Annotated in this window: 18 protein-coding genes and 1 tRNA gene; 15 read left to right on the top strand and 4 right to left on the bottom strand. The window is 59.1% G+C overall.

The window, feature by feature from the left end:
• Positions 1-33 precede the first annotated feature (33 nt).
• The 3 genes from ABRP64_RS04645 (at position 34) to pgi (ending at position 3,504) form a co-directional block, all read left to right on the top strand.
• Positions 34-357, top strand: coding sequence for a chorismate mutase (locus ABRP64_RS04645; protein WP_005279891.1), 324 nt, complete (start codon positions 34-36; stop codon positions 355-357).
• 65 nt (positions 358-422) lie between these two features.
• Entirely contained in the window at positions 423-1,769 is a 1,347-nt protein-coding gene (locus ABRP64_RS04640; RefSeq protein ID WP_349865620.1) for a Na+/H+ antiporter family protein, read from the top strand.
• Positions 1,770-1,866: 97 nt separating this feature from the next.
• On the top strand, positions 1,867-3,504 hold the full coding sequence (pgi, locus tag ABRP64_RS04635; protein ID WP_284783432.1) for a glucose-6-phosphate isomerase: 1,638 nt from the start codon (positions 1,867-1,869) through the stop codon (positions 3,502-3,504).
• 203 nt (positions 3,505-3,707) lie between these two features.
• On the opposite strand, the gene ABRP64_RS04630 is transcribed toward pgi, so the two are convergent.
• The 3 genes from ABRP64_RS04630 to ABRP64_RS04620 form a co-directional block, all read right to left on the bottom strand.
• Positions 3,708-4,133, bottom strand: a complete 426-nt coding sequence (locus tag ABRP64_RS04630; protein ID WP_349865618.1) for a YccF domain-containing protein — start codon at positions 4,131-4,133, stop codon at positions 3,708-3,710.
• Between the two features lie 35 nt (positions 4,134-4,168).
• Positions 4,169-4,975, bottom strand: coding sequence for a DNA-formamidopyrimidine glycosylase family protein (locus tag ABRP64_RS04625; protein WP_284783429.1), 807 nt, complete (start codon positions 4,973-4,975; stop codon positions 4,169-4,171).
• Positions 4,976-5,045: 70 nt separating this feature from the next.
• Positions 5,046-9,971 (bottom strand): Lhr family ATP-dependent helicase, encoded by a 4,926-nt coding sequence (locus ABRP64_RS04620; RefSeq protein WP_349865617.1) that lies wholly within the window; start codon positions 9,969-9,971, stop codon positions 5,046-5,048.
• A 35-nt stretch (positions 9,972-10,006) separates the two neighbouring features.
• Between ABRP64_RS04620 and ABRP64_RS04615 the strand changes: the two genes are divergently transcribed.
• Positions 10,007-10,765 carry a 3'(2'),5'-bisphosphate nucleotidase CysQ gene (locus tag ABRP64_RS04615; RefSeq protein WP_284770596.1) on the top strand — a complete coding sequence of 253 codons (759 nt, stop codon included), beginning with the start codon at positions 10,007-10,009 and terminating at the stop codon, positions 10,763-10,765.
• Here ABRP64_RS04615 and ABRP64_RS04610 read toward each other — a convergent pair.
• Complete coding sequence (locus ABRP64_RS04610; protein ID WP_284785401.1) at positions 10,762-11,430, bottom strand: TetR/AcrR family transcriptional regulator; 669 nt, start codon at positions 11,428-11,430, stop codon at positions 10,762-10,764. The two genes, ABRP64_RS04615 and ABRP64_RS04610, sit on opposite strands and share 4 nt — an antisense overlap.
• 107 nt (positions 11,431-11,537) lie before the next feature.
• Here ABRP64_RS04610 and ABRP64_RS04605 point away from each other — a divergent pair, with 107 nt between their 5' ends.
• The 11 genes from ABRP64_RS04605 (at position 11,538) to ABRP64_RS04555 (ending at position 21,575) form a co-directional block, all read left to right on the top strand.
• Positions 11,538-12,431 carry a Rossmann-fold NAD(P)-binding domain-containing protein gene (locus ABRP64_RS04605; protein WP_284785399.1) on the top strand — a complete coding sequence of 298 codons (894 nt, stop codon included), beginning with the start codon at positions 11,538-11,540 and terminating at the stop codon, positions 12,429-12,431.
• Between the two features lie 48 nt (positions 12,432-12,479).
• Positions 12,480-13,307 (top strand): thymidylate synthase, encoded by an 828-nt coding sequence (locus ABRP64_RS04600; RefSeq protein ID WP_349865614.1) that lies wholly within the window; start codon positions 12,480-12,482, stop codon positions 13,305-13,307.
• A complete protein-coding gene (locus tag ABRP64_RS04595) occupies positions 13,307-13,837 on the top strand; it encodes a dihydrofolate reductase (protein WP_349865612.1) in 531 nt (176 codons plus the stop codon). The genes ABRP64_RS04600 and ABRP64_RS04595 overlap by 1 nt, the downstream gene beginning before the upstream one ends.
• Positions 13,837-14,118 (top strand): glutaredoxin domain-containing protein, encoded by a 282-nt coding sequence (locus ABRP64_RS04590; RefSeq protein WP_005281926.1) that lies wholly within the window; start codon positions 13,837-13,839, stop codon positions 14,116-14,118. The genes ABRP64_RS04595 and ABRP64_RS04590 overlap by 1 nt, the downstream gene beginning before the upstream one ends.
• A 114-nt stretch (positions 14,119-14,232) precedes the next feature.
• Positions 14,233-14,308: transfer RNA gene (locus tag ABRP64_RS04585), tRNA-Arg, on the top strand.
• A 112-nt stretch (positions 14,309-14,420) separates the two neighbouring features.
• Positions 14,421-15,023 (top strand): DJ-1/PfpI family protein, encoded by a 603-nt coding sequence (locus ABRP64_RS04580; protein WP_349865610.1) that lies wholly within the window; start codon positions 14,421-14,423, stop codon positions 15,021-15,023.
• Positions 15,024-15,230: 207 nt separating this feature from the next.
• Positions 15,231-15,866, top strand: coding sequence for an MptD family putative ECF transporter S component (locus ABRP64_RS04575; RefSeq protein WP_284785647.1), 636 nt, complete (start codon positions 15,231-15,233; stop codon positions 15,864-15,866).
• Positions 15,863-16,588, top strand: coding sequence for an energy-coupling factor transporter transmembrane component T family protein (locus tag ABRP64_RS04570; RefSeq protein WP_349865608.1), 726 nt, complete (start codon positions 15,863-15,865; stop codon positions 16,586-16,588). Before ABRP64_RS04575 ends, ABRP64_RS04570 begins: the two co-directional genes overlap by 4 nt.
• Entirely contained in the window at positions 16,585-18,054 is a 1,470-nt protein-coding gene (locus tag ABRP64_RS04565) for an ABC transporter ATP-binding protein (protein ID WP_349865606.1), read from the top strand. Before ABRP64_RS04570 ends, ABRP64_RS04565 begins: the two co-directional genes overlap by 4 nt.
• A gap of 7 nt (positions 18,055-18,061) precedes the next feature.
• The gene (locus ABRP64_RS04560) at positions 18,062-19,810 is read left to right on the top strand and encodes an ABC transporter ATP-binding protein (protein WP_349865605.1); all 1,749 of its coding nucleotides are present in this window, start codon (positions 18,062-18,064) and stop codon (positions 19,808-19,810) included.
• On the top strand, positions 19,803-21,575 hold the full coding sequence (locus tag ABRP64_RS04555) for an ABC transporter ATP-binding protein (protein ID WP_349865604.1): 1,773 nt from the start codon (positions 19,803-19,805) through the stop codon (positions 21,573-21,575). Before ABRP64_RS04560 ends, ABRP64_RS04555 begins: the two co-directional genes overlap by 8 nt.
• Positions 21,576-21,631: the final 56 nt, after the last annotated feature.

The following is a 21,631-nucleotide window of genomic DNA, read 5'->3' as shown; positions in this document are numbered from 1 at the left end:
CCTTGGCACGGCGAAGTGGCACAATAAGAGACCATGACCGCTGAAGATAATGAATCCATCGTTGACAATGGCTTGGATATCCGCACGCCCACTGGCACGGATGATCCCCTATCTGATGCGGAAATCCAGCAGTATCGCGAGGAAATCAACCGCCTGGATCAGATCATCTTGGATGCGGTCAAGCGCCGTACAGAGGTCTCCCGCGCGGTGGGTCGCACCCGCATGAGCTCCGGCGGCACGCGCTTGGTACACACCCGCGAGATCGCCATCCTCAATGAGTTTCGCGCGGAACTTGGGGAGGAAGGCCCCACCATCGCCTCTGCCCTACTGCGCATGGGCCGCGGACGCCTAGGCTAAATCCACCACTCAAGCCCTCGGATTAATTACGAGCTCACCCATACTATGCAGTACGCTTTCGGGGCATGAATGCAGTACTCATCGCCGTCATCGTCATGCTCGCGCTCGCCCTCCTGCGCGTGCACGTGGTGGTGGCGCTTTTCATCGGCGCAATCGTCGGCGGCCTCCTATCCGGCATGGGCCTGGATGCCACCATGCTCGCCTTCCAGGACGGGCTCGGCGGCGGCGCCAAGATTGCCTTAAGTTATGCCCTCTTGGGCGCCTTCGCGATGGGCGTTGCCTCCGCCGGGCTACCGCAGATCCTGGCCAGCTTTCTCATCGCCAAGCTCGGCGGCACCGGCGAATTAGATCCCAAGGCCGCGGCCACCACCAAGTGGATGCTCGTTATTGGCCTTATCGCCATGGCCGTGATGAGCCAGAACCTCATCCCCGTTCACATTGCCTTCATCCCGCTGCTCGTCCCACCGCTATTGGCGGTGATGAATAAGCTCAAGCTGGATCGACGCCTTATCACCACGTGCCTGACCTTCGGCCTTATCACCACCTACATGTTCATTCCGGTGGGCTTCGGGTCCATCTATTTGAACGATATTTTGCTCTTCAATATTGAGGAGGCGGGTCTGAATACCTCCAATATCAATATTATGCAGGTCATGGCTATCCCCGCCCTGGGCATGCTCACCGGCCTGCTCATCGCCATCTTTATCAGCTACCGCGCCCCGCGCAAGTACGAGGACCGGCCTATTGCCGCTAAAGAGCACCAGGAAACACCCTCGATGTATAAAATCTGGGTCTCCATCCTGGCGATTATTGCCACCTTCGCCGTCCAAATCATCATGCAGACGCTCGATTTCGAATCCGATGGCCTGCTCGTCGGCGCCCTGACCGGCCTGGGTATCTTGCTCATTTCCGGCGCGGTGGATTGGAAGCACGCCGATGACGTTTTTACCAACGGCATGAAAATGATGGCGCTTATCGGCTTTATCATGATCACCGCGCAGGGCTTTGCCTCCGTCATGACGGCGACGGAGGAAGTCGGCCCGCTTGTCGATGCCACCGCCAACCTCTTTGGCACCAATAAGTTTCTCTCCGCAGGCGCCATGCTTTTAGTCGGCCTGGTGGTCACCATGGGTATCGGCTCGTCCTTTTCCACCTTGCCCATCATCTCCGTTATCTACGTTCCCCTGTGCGCCTCGCTCGGCTTTAGCCCCGCGGCCACGGTAGCGCTCATCGGTACGGCAGGCGCGCTTGGCGATGCCGGCTCCCCCGCCTCCGATTCCACCCTCGGCCCCACCGCCGGCCTCGGCGCCGATGGCCAACACGATCACATCCGTGACTCCGTCATCCCCACCTTTATCCACTTCAATATTCCACTTCTTATCGCCGGCTGGGCGGGCGCCCTCATCCTCTAAATGCCACACTCTTCGCGGTGCCGTTGGCACTCATTCTCGACTACGGTGGGAGGGGTACACATTGCCAATGCGCTCATCGCCAGAAAGGCCAATTGCCATGGATATCACCGCATCGCCCCAGTGGAAAGACCTGGTCAAGGTATTTGAAGATAAGCAGGACATGCTCCTGCGCGATCTCTTCGCCACAGACGCGAACCGCGCCGAGAACTACACCTTCGACGCCGCCGGCCTGCACGTGGATTTATCCAAAAACCTCATCGATGAAGACATCCTCCAGCACCTAGTCGAGGTCGCCCGCGCCGCCGATGTGGAAGGCCGCCGCGATGCCATGTTTGCAGGCGAGCATCTCAATAACACCGAGAATCGCGCTGTGCTGCACACCGCCCTGCGCCTGCCGGCAGAAGATGACCTGCACGTCGATGGCCAAGATGTCGCCGCCGATGTCCACGAGGTCTTGGGCCGCATGCGCGATTTCGCCACCGCCCTGCGCTCCGGCTCTTGGTTGGGGCATACCGGCCACACCATTAAAAAGGTGGTCAATATCGGCATTGGCGGTTCTGACCTCGGCCCCGCCATGGCCGCAGAGGCTCTGCGCTCCTATGAGGTGGCCGGCATTTCCGCGGAGTTCGTCTCCAACGTGGATCCTTCCGATATGGCCGCCACCTTGGACGGGCTCGATGCCGGCTCCACCCTTTTTATCGTTTCCTCCAAGTCCTTTACTACGCAAGAAACCCTGACCAATGCGCACGCGGCCCGCCGCTGGCTCATCGATCAATTCGATGGCGATGAATCCGCCGTAGCCAAGCACTTCGTGGCCGTATCCACCAATGCGGAGCAGGTGGAGAAATTCGGCATCGATACGGACAACATGTTCCCGTTCTGGGATTGGGTGGGCGGTCGCTACTCCCTCGATTCCGCCATCGGCCTGTCCTTGATGTGCACCATTGGCCCGATGGACTTCATGCGCTTGTTGGAAGGTTTCCACGCCATGGATGAGCACTTCCGCACCACCCCGCTAGAGCGCAATGTGCCCGTTCTTATGGGCCTGCTGGGCATCTGGTACACCAATTTCTTTGGCGCCCAAACCCACGCCGTCTTGCCGTATGCGCAGGACCTCGGCCGCTTCCCGGCCTACCTACAACAGCTGACCATGGAATCTAACGGCAAGTCCGTGCGCCGCGATGGCACCGCGGTCACCACTGGAAACACCGGCGAAATTTACTGGGGCGAGCCGGGTACCAACGGCCAGCACGCCTTTTACCAACTCATGCACCAGGGCACCCGCCTCATCCCGGCGGACTTCATCGGCTTTGCCCGCCCCAAGGAGGATTTCCCCACCGCGGACGGCACCGGCTCGATGCATGACTTGCTCATGGGCAATTTCTTCGCCCAAACCAAGGTGCTGGCCTTTGGCAAGACGGCTGAAGAAATCGCCGCCGAGGGAGTTGACGAAGACCTCGTACCGCACAAGGTGATGCCGGGCAACCGGCCCACCACCACGATTATGGCCGAGGAGCTTACCCCCTCCACCCTGGGCGCGCTCATTGCGCTCTACGAGCACATCGTCTTTACCCAGGGCATCATCTGGGATATCAACTCCTTCGACCAATGGGGCGTGGAGCTGGGCAAGCAGCAGGCCAATGACCTGGCCCCCGCCGTCTCCGGCAGCCAAGAGGTAGATTCCGGCGACCAGTCCACCGATAAGCTCATCGGCTGGTACCGCGCCAACCGTTAGTTCCGGCCCGAGCGTGCCCGTGCCCAGGCGCCCCGGGCACGTAAAAGTGTCCAAAACAACCGCGTTCTTAAAAATATCGCCCTCAAAAAGAGACAAACGCGGTTGTTTTGGACATGTTCGTGCCTAAGCACCACAGATCACTAAAGCGCCCAGCCGCGAAGCAACATTTCGCTTCGGGCCGGGCGCTTTCAGGCGAGGTGAATTTACAGCTTCACCATGGGCTGCCAGCCGGCCGGGATGTGCTTCGAGCTAACAACCTTGCGGCCAAAGGGGAAGCAGGTCACTGGAATCATCTTGAGGTTGGCCCAGGCAACAGGGATACCGATGATGGTAATCGCCTGGATGACCGCGGTAACAACGTGGCCAATGGATAGCCACAGGCCTGCAATGACGAACCAAATGACATTGGAGATGGAAGACATTCCGCCGGTGCCCTTGCGGGGTTCAACCACGGAGCGGCCGAACGGCCACAGGGCGAACTGGCCCATGCGGAACGAGGCCACGCCCGCCGGAATCGTCACGATGAAGATGCAGGCGATGATGCCGAAGAGGAAGTAACCCAGCGCAAGAACGATGCCGCCGGAGAGTAACCAGATGATATTAAATACAAGATTTAGTAGTGATCGCATGCCCGCCAGCTTAGCGCGAAAAGCGTAAAGGAACCTTAGAGCGGCTGGCAGTGCGGGCAGAACCAGATGATGCGCTCTAATTCTCCCTCATCCCCGCCGCGGTCAACGCCGCCCAGGGAATCTTTCTGAATAATGGTGCCGCAGCGCCGACAGCGCTTGCGGTTGCGCCCAAAGACATAGGTGGTCTCCCCGGCCCGGCGCACGCCGGTGGTCACGCGGATGGGCGAGTTCCGGTTGGCCCACATGATGCGCTTGCCGATGTCCAATACCTGTTCCACATCCACTTCTGCCACCGGGGTGGCCGGGTGAACGCCGGCGAGAAAGCAGATTTCGGCGCGGTATTCATTGCCAATGCCCGCCACGACCTTCTGGTCTAATAGCGCCGTGCCGATGCTGCGCTCGGGTCGCGCGCGCAAGCGGCGCACCGCCTCTTCGCGGTCCCAGTCGGGGTCCAAGATATCCGGGCCAAGGTGCGCGATGCGGCTAAAGTATTGATCCGCGTCGAAGATATCGACAATGCCCAACCAGTGGCCCACCAGTTCAATATCGCGCGGTGAATGGGCTAGCTGCAGCACGATGCGCGCGCTATGGCCGGGCTTGCGCCAGCGGTCGCCGGCGTAGTGGATGGCCCAAGTGCCCTCCATTTTTAGGTGGGTGTGCACGATGGTCTGGTCGAATTGCATGAAGAGGTGTTTGCCATACGGCCACACGCGCTCACAGATGGTGCCGATGAGGTTAACGGTGGCGTGCTGCGGTACGCGCACGGAACAGCCGGTGACCTCGCGCCCGGCCATAAACTGCAGCCGGCGCGAAAGTTGTAGGACGGAATCGCCTTCGGGCATGGGGGCTGGCCTCCTTCCGTGGGCCTCAGACACTGTGGCCCCACCAAAATACACCTGCAGGCAGGTGGCGCTAGCGACGGTACCCGCCGCGCGGGCGGAAGCCACCGGAGTTGCGAGGTGGCGGGGGCGGGGGCGGATCGTCGAAGCTGAGCTCCTCGATGGCCTCGGAGGCGCGCCTGCCGCCGCGCAGGCCACCGCTCGAGCCATCACGTGAGTCACCCCTTGAGTTGTCCGGTGAGCCGTCCCGCCCCCCGCGGCGCGGAACGCGCGGCGGCGCAGCCTGCCCGGCAATGCGCACGCCCTTCGGCGTGATTCCGGCCCCCAGCGAGCGCAGGATGCTAGCCGCCGGGGTGTGATGGATGGGGTTGCCATTGCACTTCTCGATCACCAGCGGCGACATGTGCCCGGCGGCGATGAGTTCTGTGAGCGCGGATAGGAGGCGGGCGTAGACGTCGGTGGTCTCTATCCCGTCGGGAAGGGCGTCGATGAACGTGGTCAAGGTCTTTCCGCCGCGGGTGAGGTGGGCAATGGGGAGGCCATCGCAGAGCACGACCAGTGCCCCGGCGGAGCGGGCCGGCCCGCCGGTAGCCTTGCCATCGGCTCCATCGCGCTGCGGCCAAGGCAACGCCGCGCCGTAGGGGTTGGCGGGGTCCACGGCGGCGAGCACGAAAGTCTCTGGATCGGTGGTGCCGGACGGCCAGCCGGTGACGTCGGGGGAATCCGCCAGGCCGCGGAGGCGATCGATAATGGCCGGGGTGGAAAATTGCGCCGCGCCGAGATCTTCGATGACATAGCCGCGCATGGCCTTGCCGGATTCCTCAAAGCCGGACAGGACCTTATAGGCCAGCGCGAAGCCGCCGAGGACGTCCTCGGCCACCACGGAACCGCGGGTGACCACACCGTAGCGATCCAACCAGGCCTCGCCGTGCGCCACGGACCGGGAGGTGGCATCTTGGGCGGCGGGCACCGCCAGCGACCAGCGGCCGAACATATCGGGTGGGGTCTGGCCAGCGCTTCCGTTGGCGTTTTGGGTCTGGGCAAACGAGGTGCGACCCATGCGCAGCCGCGAGCGCGTGGGGCGCCGCTTGGAGCGGTGGGCGGTAGAACCGCGGCCGGCGCGGGAGGCCCCTCGCCCGCCTGCCGATAAGCGCGTGCGGATGGGTGCGAAGGAATCCGGGCTGGCCAGGCCCATTTCCACCAGCCCCCAGAGGGCCTCACGAGTCTCCTCGGCGGTACCGGGGACCTCGGTGGCGATATCGGAAAAGAGGAAGCCGCCGCCGCGCTCGAGCACGCCTAACATGGCGCGCTGCAGCATGCTTACGCCCTCCGGATCGGTTTCGGGGGCGAGCTGGGCGGCGTAATCGGTAGGCAGCAGCATCACCCACGGGTCGGCTGCCCCGGCCTTTCCGGCGCCGACGATCATCACCTCGCCATTGGCGGTTAGCTCATCTAGCATGCGGGGCGAATAATCCCCCACGCGGGCGGGCAAAATGATGGATTCCCAGGCAGAAGCCGGCAGGCGCACCCCGGCGAGCTGCTCGATAGCTGAAAATACGCCATCGGCACCGCGGAGTGCCGGCCGCTTCCCTGCGGGCGCAATGCCGTGCCATTCCGGGAGGAAGCGAGCGAAGGCGGCGCCGGAGACCGGCTCGGTATCCGCGCGCGCAGCCGCAAGCGAGCGCGAGCGAATGGTCTTTAATACCTCGGCGGCGCAGTACTCCTGCTCCTCTATTCCCTGCCGGTAGTGGCCCTCCACGATCGAATCCAGGCCTGTCAGGGTGGTGTGTGCAGCGGAGACGGAAATTCCGAAGGCAGCGGTTAAGTCCGCGAGCACGAACGGGCCGCGGGTGCGCGCCCAGCGGCTGATGAGCTGTGGGAGGGCATCGGCAAGCGTGGCGACCTGGGCGGGGATGCCGGGAGGGATGGGAACACCGAGGGCATCGCGAAGCAGCGCGGCGTCCTGGGACTGGGCAAGGTGCTCGCGCCCGCCGATGCGCACCCGCATAATCCGCGTGCCCAGGCTATCCAGGGCGGTAAAGGGAACGTCGGTATGCTCGCCCAGCTCCTCGACCGGGATGGGGCCGAGCACGCGGAGTAGATCCGCGACCTCTTCGGTGGTGCGCGCCCGGCGCGAGGGTGCGGTGCGCTGCAGCTGGGCATGGACCTCGTCGATGATCGCGGGATCCAAGAGCTCTCGCAGCTCCACCGTGCCCAGCAGCTTGGCCAAGAGCGCTGGGTCAAGGGCGAGGGCCGCCGCCCGCTTTTCCGCCAGCGGGGAATCGCCCTCATACATGAAGGCGCCGGTGTAATTAAACAGCAGCGAGGAGGCAAAGGGCGAAGGCTGCTCCGTGGTGACCTCCGCGATGTGCACGCGGCGGTGGCCCAGATCGCGCATGACCTCCTGCAACGCCGGGACATCGTAGACGTCCTGCACGCACTCGCGCACCGTTTCCAAGATGATGGGAAAGGACGGGTACTGGCGGGCGACGTCCAAGAGCTGCTCGGCGCGCTGGCGCTGCTGCCACAGCGGGGCGCGCTTGCCGGGATTGCGGCGGGGCAAAAGCAGCGCGCGGGCCGCGCACTCGCGGAAACGGGAGGCAAAAAGCGCGGAATTGCCCACCTGCTCGGCCACGACATCGGCAATATCGTCGGCGTCGAAGGCAAAAATCGTGCCATCGGGATCGGCCTCGCCCTCTGGCAGGCGCAGCACGATGCCATCATCGCCGGCCACCGCCTGCGGGTCCATGCCGGTGCGCTCCCCCACCCGCGCGCCTACCGCCAAGGCCCAGGCGGAGTTAACCGGCCGGCCAAAGGGGGTGTGCAGTACCACGCGCCAGTCCCCCAACTCATCCTTGAAGCGCTCGAGCACGAGCGTCTTTTCATCCGGAATAATGCCGGTGGCCTCCTGCTGTTCGCGCAGGTAGGACAAGATATTGCTGCGGGCATTCTCATCAGCATCCGCGATAATGCTCGGGTCCGTATTCACCTCGCGGCGGTACTCGCCTAAAGCTTGGCCGAGCTCATAGGGGCGCCCGGCGCCATCGCCATTCCAAAACGGCAGGCGGCCCGTATGCCCCGGCGCGGGCGTGACTAGGACCTGATCGCGGGTGATCTCCTCGATGCGCCAGCTGGTCGCGCCCAAGGTAAAGACATCGCCCACGCGAGATTCGTAGACCATCTCCTCATCAAGCTCGCCCACCCGGCGCGGGGCCTTCCCGGACTCCCCACCGCTATAGAGGAAGACGCCAAACATTCCCCTATCCGGGATGGTGCCGCCGCTGGTCACGGCCACGCGCTGCGCCCCTGGGCGCGGGGTCATCACGCCGGATACGCGGTCATACACCACGCGGGGTTTTAGCTCCGCAAAATCCGTGGATGGGTACACGCCGCTGACCAGGTCGATCACGGAATCATAGACCTCGCGGGCCAGCTCGCGGTAGGGATGGCTGCGCTTGACGATGTCATACCAGTCATCCGCGCTTAAGCCCTCCTCGCCCGCTGCAGCGACCGCCGCCACGGTCTGCTGCGCGAGCACATCCAGCGGGTTGCGCGGGGTGTGCATCTTCTCGATCATCCCGCCGCGCATGCGCGACACCGTCAGCGTGGATTGCACTAGGTCCGCGCGGTGCTTGGGATAAAACGCGCCGTGCGAGACCGCGCCCACATGGTGCCCGGCGCGGCCCACGCGCTGCAGGCCCGAGGCCACCGAGGGCGGCGATTCTACCTGTACCACCAAATCCACCGCGCCCATGTCGATGCCCAACTCCAGCGAGCTCGTGGCCACCACGGCCTTGAGCGTGCCTTCCTTCAGCATCGTTTCCGTCATCGCGCGCTCGTCCTTGGACACCGAGCCGTGGTGCGCCCGCGCGATGACTGCCGGCGCCTTGCCCGCAACGTGCGAGTGCGCCATCAACTGGGCAGGATCGCGCCGTGTTTCGGGCGAAAGCGAATCCGGGTCATATTCCTGCGCGTAAAGCTCGTTGAGGCGGCTGGTCAGGCGCTCGGCGCTGCGCCGCGAATTGACAAAGACCAGCGTGGAGCGATGCGCCATGATGTCCGCATAGAGGTCCTGGGTAATAAACGGCCAAATGGAGTTCGCGGTGGGCAACGCGGTGTCTTCTTCCCCACCGAATTCCTCCATGCCGTCGCCGCTGCCTTCCGGCCCGCCGGTAATGCCAATGGCATCATCAACGGTGAGCTCCCCAATGGTCGAGCCCGCCTCCGGCGTGGGAAGATCCGACATATCCTCTACCGGCACGCGCACGTCCAGGTCCCACTTCTTGTGGGCCTCAGGCGCCACGATTTCCACCGGGCGATTGCCGCTCAAAAAATCCGAGACGGCCGAAAGCGGGCGCACCGTGGCAGAAAGCCCAATGCGCTGAAAGTCGCCTGCAATTTCTTGCAGGCGCTCCAGCGTCAGGGCGAGGTGCGCGCCGCGCTTGGTGCCGGCCAGTGCGTGGATTTCATCGATGATGACGGTCTCGACGGTTTTCAAAATCCCCGCCGCCTTTGAGGTCAGCATCAAATATGCCGATTCCGGGGTGGTAATGAGGATATCCGGTGGCTTGCGCACCTGCCGGGAGCGCTCTGCCGAGGGTGTATCGCCCGAGCGCACGCCCACGGAAATATTCGGCGTCTCCAGGCCCAGCTTTTCCGCGGTGTGCGCAATGCCGGTCAGCGGCGCCCGCAGGTTATTTTCCACGTCCACGCCGAGCGCCTTGAGCGGCGAGATATACAGCACCCGCACCCCGGTGGCGGAGCCTGCGGCGTTTCCTACCGGCAGGGCCAGTTGTCCTTCGCGCTCCACCAGGTTATTCAGCGCCCATAAGAACGCCGCGAGCGTCTTACCAGAACCCGTGGGGGCAACCATTAGGGCGTGATCCCCGCGGGAAATCTTGTCCCAGGCCTGGGCTTGTACCGCGGTGGGAGCGGCAAAAACGTCCTGGAACCACCGCGCCACTTGGGGGCGAAAGCGCTCGAGGATGTTTTCTGGCATGACCACACTCTAGTCCCCGTTGTAATGTGGGCACCATGACCGTCGAGATTTCTGATTCCCGCCTGACCAATTCGCTCGCCCAAGGCTGCGGCGAGATTTTAAAGGGCGTGCGCAATGGTGGCCTGCTGCGGGGCCTTTCGCTTGGCGATGCCGGCGATGACGCCGCCCAAGAATGGATCGCCCGCGTATTAGAACAGCACCGGCCCGGCGATGGCGTGCTTTCTGAAGAGGCCTCCGATGACCTTGCCCGGCTAAAAAAGAAGCGCGTCTGGATCGTGGACCCGCTTGACGGCACCAAGGAATTTGCCACCGGCCGCCAGGACTGGGCGGTACACATCGCCCTCGTTGAGGACGGCACCCCGGTCCACGCCGCGGTGGGCCTGCCGGATTACGGCGTGACCTTCAAGTCCTCCGATGTGCGCGCCGTCGCCGGCCCGCTATCCAAGAAGTTCGTCATCTCCCGCAACCGCCCGCCCACGGTGGCCGGCTACATCGCGGAAAAGATGGGCTATGAAACCGAGGGCGTCGGCTCCGCCGGTGCTAAGGCCATGCACGTGCTGCTGGGCGATTATGACGGTTATATTCACGCCGGCGGCCAATACGAATGGGATCAGGCCGCCCCAGTAGGCGTTGCCCTGGCAGCCGGCCTGCACTGCTCCCGTCTCGATGGCAGCCCCATCACCTTCAATAACGAGGACACCTTCATCCCCGATCTGCTCATCTGCCGCCCCGAGCTCAAAGACGAGATTCTGGAGCACGCCGCGGCCTTTGCCGAGGAGAATGGCGGCTTTTAGAGCCCCAACTCATCAGCGAGCCGCGCTACCGCCCGGGCATGGAACTCGACGAACTCGCTCAGAGTATCGCGCCCTAGGTAGCCGAAAACCTCGGCGTTAATCAGCCCGATGATCCTCACCCAGGCCTCCAGCGCCATTTCCATGGCGTCCGCGCTGAGCTCGGAGCCCATGTCTTTCGCGGCTGCCTCCATATCTGCATCCAGTTGGCGCGATCGCTGCCCCAGCGACGCGACCGTGGACTGTTCTAGCAAGGTGGCGAGGCGGCGGCTAACTTTGGTACCTGCTGCTATCGTCTCGGCGGCTGGCGCTTGATAGCCCACAATCGGGGTGCCGTAAATCAGCCCCCACCGTTGCGGAAATTCAAGGGCCCATTGCCGCATCGCATCAAAGAGAGCAATAAATCTCTCACGCGGTTGCGCACTCGGACCATCGCGTCGCGCCACTGCCCCATCAAGCGAGTCAAAAGCATCAACGATGAGGAGAGTAATAAGGCTCGCCCTATCCGGTACGTAGCGGTAAATACCAGAAGGAACGATTCCTAGTTCACGGGCTATGGCCCGTAGGTTCAGCGCCTCTACACCACCACTAGCTAGTTGCTGCCGCCCCAGCTCGATGATGCGGGTCATCGTCTGCTCTCGGGCGCGCTCGCGTGGGGTTTGTGCCATGAGCAAACTATAGCAACCCACAAAAGAGAGCACTGCTCTTGCTTTCAGTGGCCCCGCCTTATATTTTTAGAGAGCACCAGTCACTAATATGAATAGGACTCCGGATAATGAAATACCTCATCACTGGCGCTGGACCCGTTGGCCGTGCGGGTGCCCGCGAACTCACCGCCCGAGGCCATGAATGCATCATCATGAGCCGCCACGGTTCCACACTCGACCTAGGCCCACACGTACAGCACATCACCGCCGATGCCACCCAAAAAGAGTCCTATCCCGCAGACATCGACGGCATTGTCCACTGCATCCACGCCGCTTATAACGCCGAGGCATGGCGCACGCTCCTAATCCCCGCCGAGGACACAGCCCTCCGCGTCGCCACCGAACGCGATATCCCCATAGTATTCCCAGAATCCATCTACGGATTCGATCCAGCCTACGAAACGGTTTCACCAGATACCCCTTTAACCAAATCCACACAAGGAAAACCCGGTGTGCGCGCTGCGCTCATCAATACTCGCCTCACCTCACCTGCCCGCACCGTATCGGTAGTGGCCGCTGATCTATTTGGCCCGGATTCTGGCCCGGGGTGCGTGTATCACCAACTAATCATCGGCAAACGCATTCCCCTCGCACTCTTCAACGCGCATACCACGCATTCGGTTACCTACCTTCCGGACTTTGGCCGTGCGCTTGCCGATGCCATCCTTGACCCCACCAGGCCACCCATCATTTCTGTACCCTGCGCCCCTGCAATTACCCAAGCGGAGTTCGCATACCTCGCCGGCTGCCGGCACTCGCCCATAACGCTGCGTCCGTGGATGCTCAAGCTTGGCGGGCTCTTTAATTCCGACCTTCGTGGTCTTTTGGAGATGCGCTATCTGTGGGAGCGTCCCTCCATCTTGAGTGGTGCTGGCGTCCAGTGGGAAGCTACCCCGATCGAGCAAGCGATCCGCGAAACCCTTCGCACGGACAGCCCCACTACCAGCACCAACAAGAAATAGATTTTCCGACTATCCCCATGGCTTTCTAACGTTCTACACTGGGGCACCATGAGTGATACGTCCACCGCCTCTAGTGCCACTATCAATACCCCATATGAGAATCTCCTCCGCCGCGTCCTCGAAGAAGGCACGGCCAAAGGCGATCGCACCGGCACCGGCACGCGCTCCATTTTCGGCGCGCAGCTGCGCTATAACCTGGCGGAATCCTTCCCGCTGCTAACCACGAAGAAGGTCTACTTTCGCGGAATCATCGGCGAGCTGCTGTGGTTCCTACGTGGCGATTCCAATGTGAAATTCCTGCAGGATAATAACGTGCGCATTTGGAACGAGTGGGCCGATGAGAATGGCGATTTGGGCCCGGTCTACGGCGTGCAGTGGCGCTCTTGGCCCACCCCGGATGGCAGCCACATTGACCAAATTCAGCAGGCGCTCGATACTCTAAAGAATAACCCGGACTCGCGCCGCAACCTGGTCTCCGCGTGGAATGTATCGGAGCTCGACCAGATGGCGCTTATGCCCTGCCACCTGCTTTTCCAGCTTTATGTGGCTAACGGCCAGCTCTCCCTGCAGGTCTACCAACGCTCAGCGGATATGTTTTTGGGCGTTCCCTTCAATATCGCCTCCTATGCGGCGCTGACCCACATGTTTGCCCAGCAGGCCGGTCTTGAAGTGGGCGATCTCATTTGGACCGGCGGCGATTGCCACATCTACAACAACCACGTGGAGCAGGTACAGGAGCAGCTTTCCCGCGAGCCGCGTGAGTACCCGCAGCTTAAACTCAACAAGGCGAAGGACCTCTTCTCCTATGACTTCGCCGATTTTGCGGTGCAGGGCTACGACCCGCACCCGGCCATCAAGGCGCAGGTGTCGGTCTAATGCTCGGCGCGATCTGGGCGCAGTCCCTGGACGGCATCATCGGCGATGGCGCGCAGATGCCCTGGCACGTGCCGGAGGACCTCAAGCACTTCAAGGACGTCACCATGGGCGCGCCGGTCATCATGGGCCGCAAGACCTGGGAGTCCCTCAACCCCAAGTTCCGCCCCCTGCCCGGCCGGGAGAATTACGTGCTCTCCTCGCGCGCGCCCGGCACGTGGTCAACTGGTGCTACGGTAGGCAGGACGATGCCCGCGCTTGCCGATGCCTGGGTCATCGGCGGCGGCCAAATCTACACCGCCGCCTTGGACCAGGTGGACCGCATCGAGGCCACTCTCATGGGCGTAAACATCGGCGATATCTATGGCGAGGACGCCGTCTTTGCCCCGGATATCCCCGATACGTTCGGCTTGGCCTACAGCACGGACTGGCTCACCTCTGACACGGGGCATTTAGAGCTTCCCGAGCAGCCGGCCAGCGAGCTACCCATGAAGTACCGCTTTTTAACTTACGATAGAAAGGACGCAGCATAATGACTGTACAAGCACCCGAAACCAACGCCGATGTCACCATCTTCTACGCCGACTGGTGCCCATTTTGCGCCAAGCTCATCAAGAACTTGGATCGCACCGAAACCCCCTACGAGCTCGTGGACGTAGAGGGCGATAACGCCGATGACATCAACGAGTGGATCAAGTCCGTCAACGACGGCAACCGCATCATCCCCACCGTCTTGTACTCCGACGGCACCCACGAGACCAACCCGCCCGCATCCTCCGTGCGCAATAAGCAGGAAGAACTGGCACAAGCCTAAACCTCATAGCTAAGGCTGCTGGCCGGACCTATACAAATGGCCGCGCACGCAGCCTTTTGGGGCGCACTCGCGCCCCACTGCTATGATGATCCGAGTTGCATAAGCAACACCCCCGCCCCAGTAGCTCAGGGGATAGAGCACGGCTCTCCTAAAGCCGGTGTCGGAAGTTCGAATCTTCTCTGGGGCACCAATTTGTACCCCTCTGACCTGCATCAGAGGGGTAGATTTTCCACGCTTCTGCTTATTGACCCCGCGTACCAAAACACTAAGGTCGTCAAAATCGGTTTTGATACGGTTTAGTCATGAGCCAGACGCGTCCGCACAACATTGGCATCGTACTTTTTGATGGGTTCGAGTTACTCGATGTTTTTGGCCCCGCAGAAGTACTCGCAAATACACCAGGCCTTGAAGTCAACTATCTGTCAAAACATGACAGCCCGGTAAGCAGCGCTCAAGGCGTACGAATAGTTCCAACAATGCGTTTTGAATCCTTCTCTGGAGATACTCTGCTTGTGCCAGGAGGACGCGGTACACGCTCACTTGTTCAAGATCCAGAATTCCTCCGCCAGCTAGCTGCCCTTGCAAGCTCGGCAGACATCATCACCTCAGTTTGTACTGGGTCGGCGCTACTCGCCGCCGCGGGCTTATTAGAAAACCACAGCGCTACCACCAATAAAAGCGCGTTCGACTGGGCTAGAACGCACGGCCAGAAAATTGAATGGAAAAAGCAAGCTCGATGGGTCCACGACGGCAATCTCTGGACATCATCCGGTGTGGCGGCAGGAATTGATATGGCGGTGGCCTTCATTACTCACTTCTTCGGTGAAGAAACAGCACTCTCAGTGACCAACCATATTGAGCTCATCGTCAACAGCAATCCCGATAACGATCCGTTTGCTGTCTGATTTCATTCGGTCCAAGCATGCAGAGGCGGTAAACCTTAGTTTCCTCATATCGATAAGTAGTTATTTTATGATCCCTAAAAGAACCGCTTATCTGCATTCGCCCCATTAAGGGTAAATCTTCAGATCGAGCTAGAAATAGCTTATAAACAGTATTATACGTTTTAGGTAAGCCTTACTTTCCCTACTGTTCGTGAATCGAGGTTTACCATGACCCAACAGTCCTCTACGCCCGCACGGAATACAAGCTCATCCAGTGGGTCGACGGCACGTTTAAACACCAGAGATCTCATCAACGCTGGCATCTTTGCTGCACTTTACTTTGTAATCACTTTTGTAACCGGGATGGTTGGATTCGCAGGACCACAATTCATGTTCATTGGCTGGTTCATCGCGGCAATCGCAAATGGAATCGTGCTAGCGCTTTATGCTGCCCGCACGCCCAAAATGGGCGCTTTCACCCTTGTCGGCGGTATTAACGGATTAGCATTCATGCTCACCGGGCACTACTTCTGGACCTTGCTGGGAAGCATAATTCTTGGGTTTATCGCGGATTTGATTATCACAAAAAGCCACCTCGGGATTGCCAAGTCCTTCCCTATTGCCTATGGCGTCTTCTGTGCCTGGGTTTCTTTGCCTTTTATCCCGCTAATTCTGGATACGGACTCATACTACGTCGATATCGCAGACCAAATGGGCCAAGAATACGCCGATGCTATGTCGGATATCTTCCAGCCATGGACCATTGGAGTACTGGCCATTTGTGCGCTCATCGTCGGCTTTATCGGAGGAAAGGTCGGAGTTCGCGTCAGCCGCAAACACTTTGAAAGCGCTGGCCTCCTGTGAGCCTGCGAAAACAAGGCGTGCTTCGTCGACCTTCGATCGATCCACGGACCGTGCTGCTTTCTGTTCTAGTAATCAATGCGGTAGCTCTCAGCCACGGCCACCTACCGACGCTGCTGATTTCTATCGCCTTCAGCTCCATCGCACTAGCTACAGTAAAGCCACACTATGGTCTTATTTGCCTGTGCGCTTTTGCATTATCCTATCTAGGGTATTGGGGCCTTTTACAGCTTCCTGGCTCCACATTTTTCGCTTTTTCGGCGGCAGTTTTTTCGTGGCTAAGCCGTTTTGTCATCAGCATGTCCATCGGCGCATTCGGCTTGCTCACTCTCACACCATCCACGTTGACCTCAGCACTGCGGGACCTGCGTTTACCAGGCTGGGCCACCATTCCACCGGCGGTATTCCTGCGCGTTTTGCCGATCATCGTGGCAGAAGCCAAAGCCATCCGCGATGCCATGATCCTTCGTGGCCTCCAACCCGGAGTAAAAAGCTGGTTCACACAGCCCACACAATCGTCCGCGATGCTGATCATCCCCTTATTAGGCGCCGTCGTCCGCGCTGGTGATGAGCTCGCTGCCTCTGCTCTTGTCCGCGGATTGGGAGGACCCACACGCCCAACCACCACCGCTGATCTTTCCTTCAAGCTTGTCGATGCAACTGCAATAGCTGGGTTGGGCCTCGTTGTTGCCTCTGTCTGGCTTCCCACGGAGGTCCACTTATGAACGAACGCAGTGTCGCAACCAGTGTAAACGCCCATAACGTTTCTTTTACATATCCATTGGGCGCTCGGCCAGGCATTCAAGGTGTATCTGATGTGTCTTTTTCTGTCTCTCCAGGACAGTGCCTACTGATTACCGGTGATTCCGGATCGGGAAAGTCCACGGTACTCAAGTTGATCAACGGACTCATCCCCCATTTCAATCCAGGAGAGTTACAAGGCACCATCACTATTATAAAGGATGACCAGGCTTTTAACCCTGCGCAGGAACCGCTCTCCCGCGCCATCGAGTTCAGCGCCTCAGTATTCCAGAATCCACGGACGCAGTTTTTCACTGAAAGCGTCAATGCAGAATTAGCCTTCGGGCTAGAAAACCTTGGTATGGATCCCGCAGAAATTGAGTCGAGGATTCAATCAGCGGTCGAGCTACTAGGCATTAACGATCTTCGGGGCCGGCGATTCAAAGAATTATCCGGTGGCCAGTTACAAACCGTGGCATGTGCATGCGCGCTTGTGTCCCCTGGCAGTCTCGTGCTTCTCGATGAACCCACGTCCAATCTCTCCATGGAAAGCATCGATATTCTTGCACGCGTGCTAGACCGCTTGAAGGAATTAGGCACAACGATCATTATCGCTGATCACCGTCTCTTTTTCTTAAAAGATATCGCTGACCAAGTTATTTACTTGACTCAGGGAAAAATAACGCGGAGTTTCCACGCTCAGGAGTTTTATGCCTTAGACGAACCCGAACGCAAACAATTGGGGCTGCGCAGCTTACACCACGTTCCCCTGCCCGCGAGCGTGCCGGTACCGCCCATGCCCGAAAACGCCGATCCCCAGCGGAGCGGACTCGAGTTAAGCAACATCCGTTTTTCTTATGGCACGCATGAGGTGCTAAACATTGACCACGCATTTTTCCCCAGCGGCGAAGTCACCGCCTTAATCGGGCCCAACGGTGTTGGCAAAACCACCCTCGCCAGGATCATTTGTGGTCTTGCTTCTCCCAAACGCGGCGGTAGTCTCCGTTTGAACAGCAAACGAGTAGGAGCAGCAGCTCGGAGGCGCAGCGCGTACATGGTGATGCAGGATGTTGGCCGCCAGCTATTCGCTGCCACCACCGAAGAAGAGGTCACGCTCGGACTGGCAAAGAAGAAGCAGGACACTGTCGATGTCAACGAGATTCTCCATCGCCTCGATCTGGAAGAGATGGCCCAACGGCATCCGCAGTCTCTGTCCGGTGGGCAACGGCAACGTTTAGCCATAGCTTCAGCCCAAGCCGAGCAAGCAGAGGTCTACATCTTCGATGAACCTACCTCTGGGGTGGGCTGGCGCCAACTGCAATCCATCTCTGCGCTGCTTCGCTCTCTTGCAGCGAGCGGCGCGGTGGTCATCGTTATCACCCATGACCACGAATTCATCCAAGAATCAGTCACCAGAATCATCGATATGACTGACATCAACAAGAATTGAGAAAGAAATGTCTGAGATAAAACAAAGTTCCACAGAATCAAGCGGAACCCACGCACCAGAATCACACGGTGCGTCACCGGAAGAAGAGGCTCGCGCAAAACAAAAAGCCGGCCAGGTCGCTCTAAAAAAGCTACTGGCCCCAGTGCAAACAACCATCTACTTCGCACAGTTTCTCGCGCTTATATCCTCGGTACTCGCCGTAGCACCCTACGTCGCGTTGGTGGCACTGGGAAATGCTCTAATCGACGGCAATACTGATGACGTCGCGTCCATTGTGAAATGGCTCCTTGCAGCATTTTTGGGCCAGCTATTCTTCTATTTCCTTGCCCTTACGATCACCCACTTCGCTGACGCAAAGCTGGTGGGGATCAACCGGCGCCGAATTATTACCGCTATTGCGAAAGCACCGCTGTCTTGGTTTAGCCAGACTAATTCCGGCAAAGTCCGCAAAGCAGTCGAGGACGATACGCTAACTCTGCACACCCTGACAGCCCATGCTCCTGTAGAGCAAGTTGCCGCAATCTTCACGCCTCTTGCGCTTCTAGTTTATGCCTTTATCTTGGATTGGCGCCTTGGCCTACTTTCTATTGTCACTGTGCCCATTTTCCTAGCAATCCAGGCGTATTCAATGAAAGATATGGGCACAAAAACTGCGGAAATGGACGATTATCTTGGAGAGGTTTCTGCCACTGCAGTGGAGTTCTCCGAAGGTATTTCCGTCGTCAAGGCTTTCGGCACCGTTGGCAAAGCCCACGCTCGGTACCGCGAAGCTGCTAAACAATTCGCTATCTTCTATTACGAGTGGGTACGTCCGCTTCTTCGCGTTAGCGCAATTTCAGAATCCGTGGTGGCGGTTCCCGTGCTCATCCTTATCAATATAGGAGTCGGTTCTCTGCTAATAGCCGGGGACTATGTCACGGTTGCTGAAGTCATCGCCACAACGTTGATTGCACTGGTGATCCCAGGCACGATTCAAACCGTCGGCCGCATGATGTGGTCTTACCAGCTCGCTGGCAATGCGGCGTTGCGCCTCGATGAAGTCATGACAATTTCCCACGTGAATGAAGGCTCAAAGAGCCTCGATGCCAGTAGTCAAGACATGGAGGTGGAATTCCACAAGGTCAGCTTTAGCTACGCCCCAGACACACCAGTCCTCCAAGACTTTTCTGCGCAATTAAACGCAGGCACTGTCACGGCATTGATTGGCCCCTCCGGGTCTGGCAAATCCACAGCAGCAACGATGCTGGCGCGTTTCCAGGATCCAGATTCGGGCACAATCACTATCAACAACGTGGATATCCGTGATCTCACTTTCGACAGTTTGTACCGCACTGTGGCTTTTGTCTTACAAGATCCTCACTTACTGCGCATGAGTATTCGGGAAAACATTCGCCTTGCACGCCCAGAAGCTCGCGATGAAGAGATCTGGCAAGCAGCAGAGGCCGCGCACATAGCTGCTGATATTCGCGCTTTACCAGCTGGGCTCGACACCGTTGTTGGTGAGAACATCTCTTTATCCGGTGGACAACAGCAACGCATTTCTATTGCCCGGGCAATTATTACCAATGCCCCAATCTTGATCCTGGATGAAGCTACTGCGGCAACCGATCCTGACTGCGAAGCAGAAATTCAAGCGGCTCTGGCCACACTCGTAAGAGACAAGACCGTCTTGGTCATAGCCCACAAACCGGAGTCAATCCAAGGCGCAGACCAAATAATCCGCCTCAAGCCTGTGAAGGATAATTCTCATGTCTAATGCCACCACGCCTGCTAGTTCGCGGCTTCGTGATCCGTTACTTACTCGCAGTGTCAAAAAGCTGCAAAGTCCTGTAGGTCATAAGCTCAATAAAAGGCATGCTTGTCTATCGCTTATCGTTGGCGTGCTTGACGGCCTCGCCGTTCTCACGCTCGTGCCACTTACAAAGGCACTCGATGGGGATACGACGATCGCACCATGGATGTGGACGCTTTTGGCAATTGCGCTCGTAGCTTTTGCGCTACGATTTTTCGCAACCATGGCCTCTTACCACACGGCCTTGGATTTCATCCGAACCGCGCACACGACTGTGGGCGATAAATTGGCAACGCTACCGCTCGGCTGGTTCATACCGGCTAATACCGGCGGGCTATCTCGTCTCGTCTCAGATCGTTTTATGGTGGCGGCCGAGACTCTTGCACATACTCAAGGCATGGTGTACCGCGATGGTGCAGCACTTATGACCCTGTTGGTTGGAGCGTGTTTCTGGAATCCGCGGTTGGGATTGGTCTTTCTAATCATCGCACCATTGGCGCTCGTGGTGATGCAGTTGGCTGCATGGATTCGTGAGAAAGCATCGAACCGCGCACTCGGGCCGAGTAAAGAGCTCTCCCAGCGCATCGTAGAATTTGCTAACCGCCAGCCGGCCTTGCGCGCGGCGGGAAAATCACAAGGGTTTGCGCCGCTTGAGCAAGCACTAGAAATCGATCATAAAGCACGGATACGCGAGCTATGGGTATCCACATTAGCTTTGCTACTCAACGGCATAGTAGTGCAGATCTTCATCGTGGCTCTCATTATGGTCTCCGCGGATCTTGCCGTTGAAGGCGCCCTATCGCCACTAGAAACAATTGCGATCATCGGAATCAGCTTGAGGTTTACCCGCACGCTTGAGCAGCTGGGCTCTTGTTTCGTCGGTTTAGACGCAGGCCGTATCGCGCTCGCAGAAACCGAGCTCATCACCGATGCCCCTTCCCTGCCAGAACCCACTACTCCGCGCACAGGAGACGGTTCGGGCAGTGTTGAGCTGCGCAATGTCACGTTTGGATACGGAGATAAGCCGGTATTGGTCGATGTCGCCTTCCACGCCCAACCGGGCACCGTTACCGCCATTGTCGGTCCTTCTGGCTCCGGAAAGACCACAATTGCGCGCCTTATTTCGCGATTCTGGGATGTAGATTCCGGAGCGGTGATGGTTGACGGCGTAGATATCCGCGAGCTTGGAACCGAACAGCTAATGTCCAGACTTTCCATGGTCTTTCAGGACGTCTACCTCTTCGATGACTCGTTAATCGCTAATATCCGCGTTGGTCGTCCCGATGCCTCCGATGAGGAAGTCTTCCGCGCAGCTGATCTTTCAGGCGTGACGTCTATTGCGAACCGGCTAGGGTGGCACACTCCGGTTGGTGAAGGAGGACGGCTTCTGTCCGGCGGCGAGCGCCAGCGCGTATCTGTTGCTCGCGCGCTGCTCAAACAAGCGCCGATTGTCCTCTTTGATGAAGCAACTTCCGCACTCGATGCAGAAAATGAGGCAAATATCCTTGCCGCAATGGACGAGCTACGGGAGAAGTCTACTTTTATCGTGATCGCCCATAAGCTGGATACAATCAAATCTGCTGATCAAATCGTAGTCTTGGATGAACACGGGCACGTCAGCCAGCTGGGCACGCATTCTGAGCTTTCCGATGTCCCCGGTATCTACCGTCACTTCTGGCAGCAACGCAAAGCAGCACGCGGGTGGAAAATCAGTTCGGGACGCGATTAACGCGGGCACCGAGATCGACATTGTTTGCGGAGGGCACCCTTCTCCCCCGCAGCACG

Source organism: Corynebacterium sp. KPL4015 (genome assembly GCF_040225725.1).
Classification (GTDB): Bacteria; Actinomycetota; Actinomycetes; order Mycobacteriales; family Mycobacteriaceae; genus Corynebacterium; species Corynebacterium rhinophilum.
Note: the sequence above shows the minus strand (reverse complement) of the source record. Positions and strands in the feature narration are given on the sequence as shown.

Bases quoted from the DNA above. Each gene is read 5' to 3' on its own strand.
- pgi (WP_284783432.1), top strand. From the start codon at position 1,867: ATGGATATCACCGCATCGCCCCAGTGGAAAGACCTGGTCAAGGTATTT.
- ABRP64_RS04595 (WP_349865612.1), top strand. From the start codon at position 13,307: ATGCTCGGCGCGATCTGGGCGCAGTCCCTGGACGGCATCATCGGCGAT.
- ABRP64_RS04565 (WP_349865606.1), top strand. From the start codon at position 16,585: ATGAACGAACGCAGTGTCGCAACCAGTGTAAACGCCCATAACGTTTCT.
- ABRP64_RS04620 (WP_349865617.1), bottom strand. From the start codon at position 9,971: ATGCCAGAAAACATCCTCGAGCGCTTTCGCCCCCAAGTGGCGCGGTGG.
- ABRP64_RS04590 (WP_005281926.1), top strand. From the start codon at position 13,837: ATGACTGTACAAGCACCCGAAACCAACGCCGATGTCACCATCTTCTAC.
- ABRP64_RS04615 (WP_284770596.1), top strand. From the start codon at position 10,007: ATGACCGTCGAGATTTCTGATTCCCGCCTGACCAATTCGCTCGCCCAA.
- ABRP64_RS04625 (WP_284783429.1), bottom strand. From the start codon at position 4,975: ATGCCCGAAGGCGATTCCGTCCTACAACTTTCGCGCCGGCTGCAGTTT.
- ABRP64_RS04555 (WP_349865604.1), top strand. From the start codon at position 19,803: ATGTCTAATGCCACCACGCCTGCTAGTTCGCGGCTTCGTGATCCGTTA.
- ABRP64_RS04645 (WP_005279891.1), top strand. From the start codon at position 34: ATGACCGCTGAAGATAATGAATCCATCGTTGACAATGGCTTGGATATC.
- ABRP64_RS04575 (WP_284785647.1), top strand. From the start codon at position 15,231: ATGACCCAACAGTCCTCTACGCCCGCACGGAATACAAGCTCATCCAGT.
- ABRP64_RS04640 (WP_349865620.1), top strand. From the start codon at position 423: ATGAATGCAGTACTCATCGCCGTCATCGTCATGCTCGCGCTCGCCCTC.
- ABRP64_RS04610 (WP_284785401.1), bottom strand. From the start codon at position 11,430: ATGGCACAAACCCCACGCGAGCGCGCCCGAGAGCAGACGATGACCCGC.
- ABRP64_RS04580 (WP_349865610.1), top strand. From the start codon at position 14,421: ATGAGCCAGACGCGTCCGCACAACATTGGCATCGTACTTTTTGATGGG.
- ABRP64_RS04600 (WP_349865614.1), top strand. From the start codon at position 12,480: ATGAGTGATACGTCCACCGCCTCTAGTGCCACTATCAATACCCCATAT.
- ABRP64_RS04630 (WP_349865618.1), bottom strand. From the start codon at position 4,133: ATGCGATCACTACTAAATCTTGTATTTAATATCATCTGGTTACTCTCC.
- ABRP64_RS04560 (WP_349865605.1), top strand. From the start codon at position 18,062: ATGTCTGAGATAAAACAAAGTTCCACAGAATCAAGCGGAACCCACGCA.
- ABRP64_RS04605 (WP_284785399.1), top strand. From the start codon at position 11,538: ATGAAATACCTCATCACTGGCGCTGGACCCGTTGGCCGTGCGGGTGCC.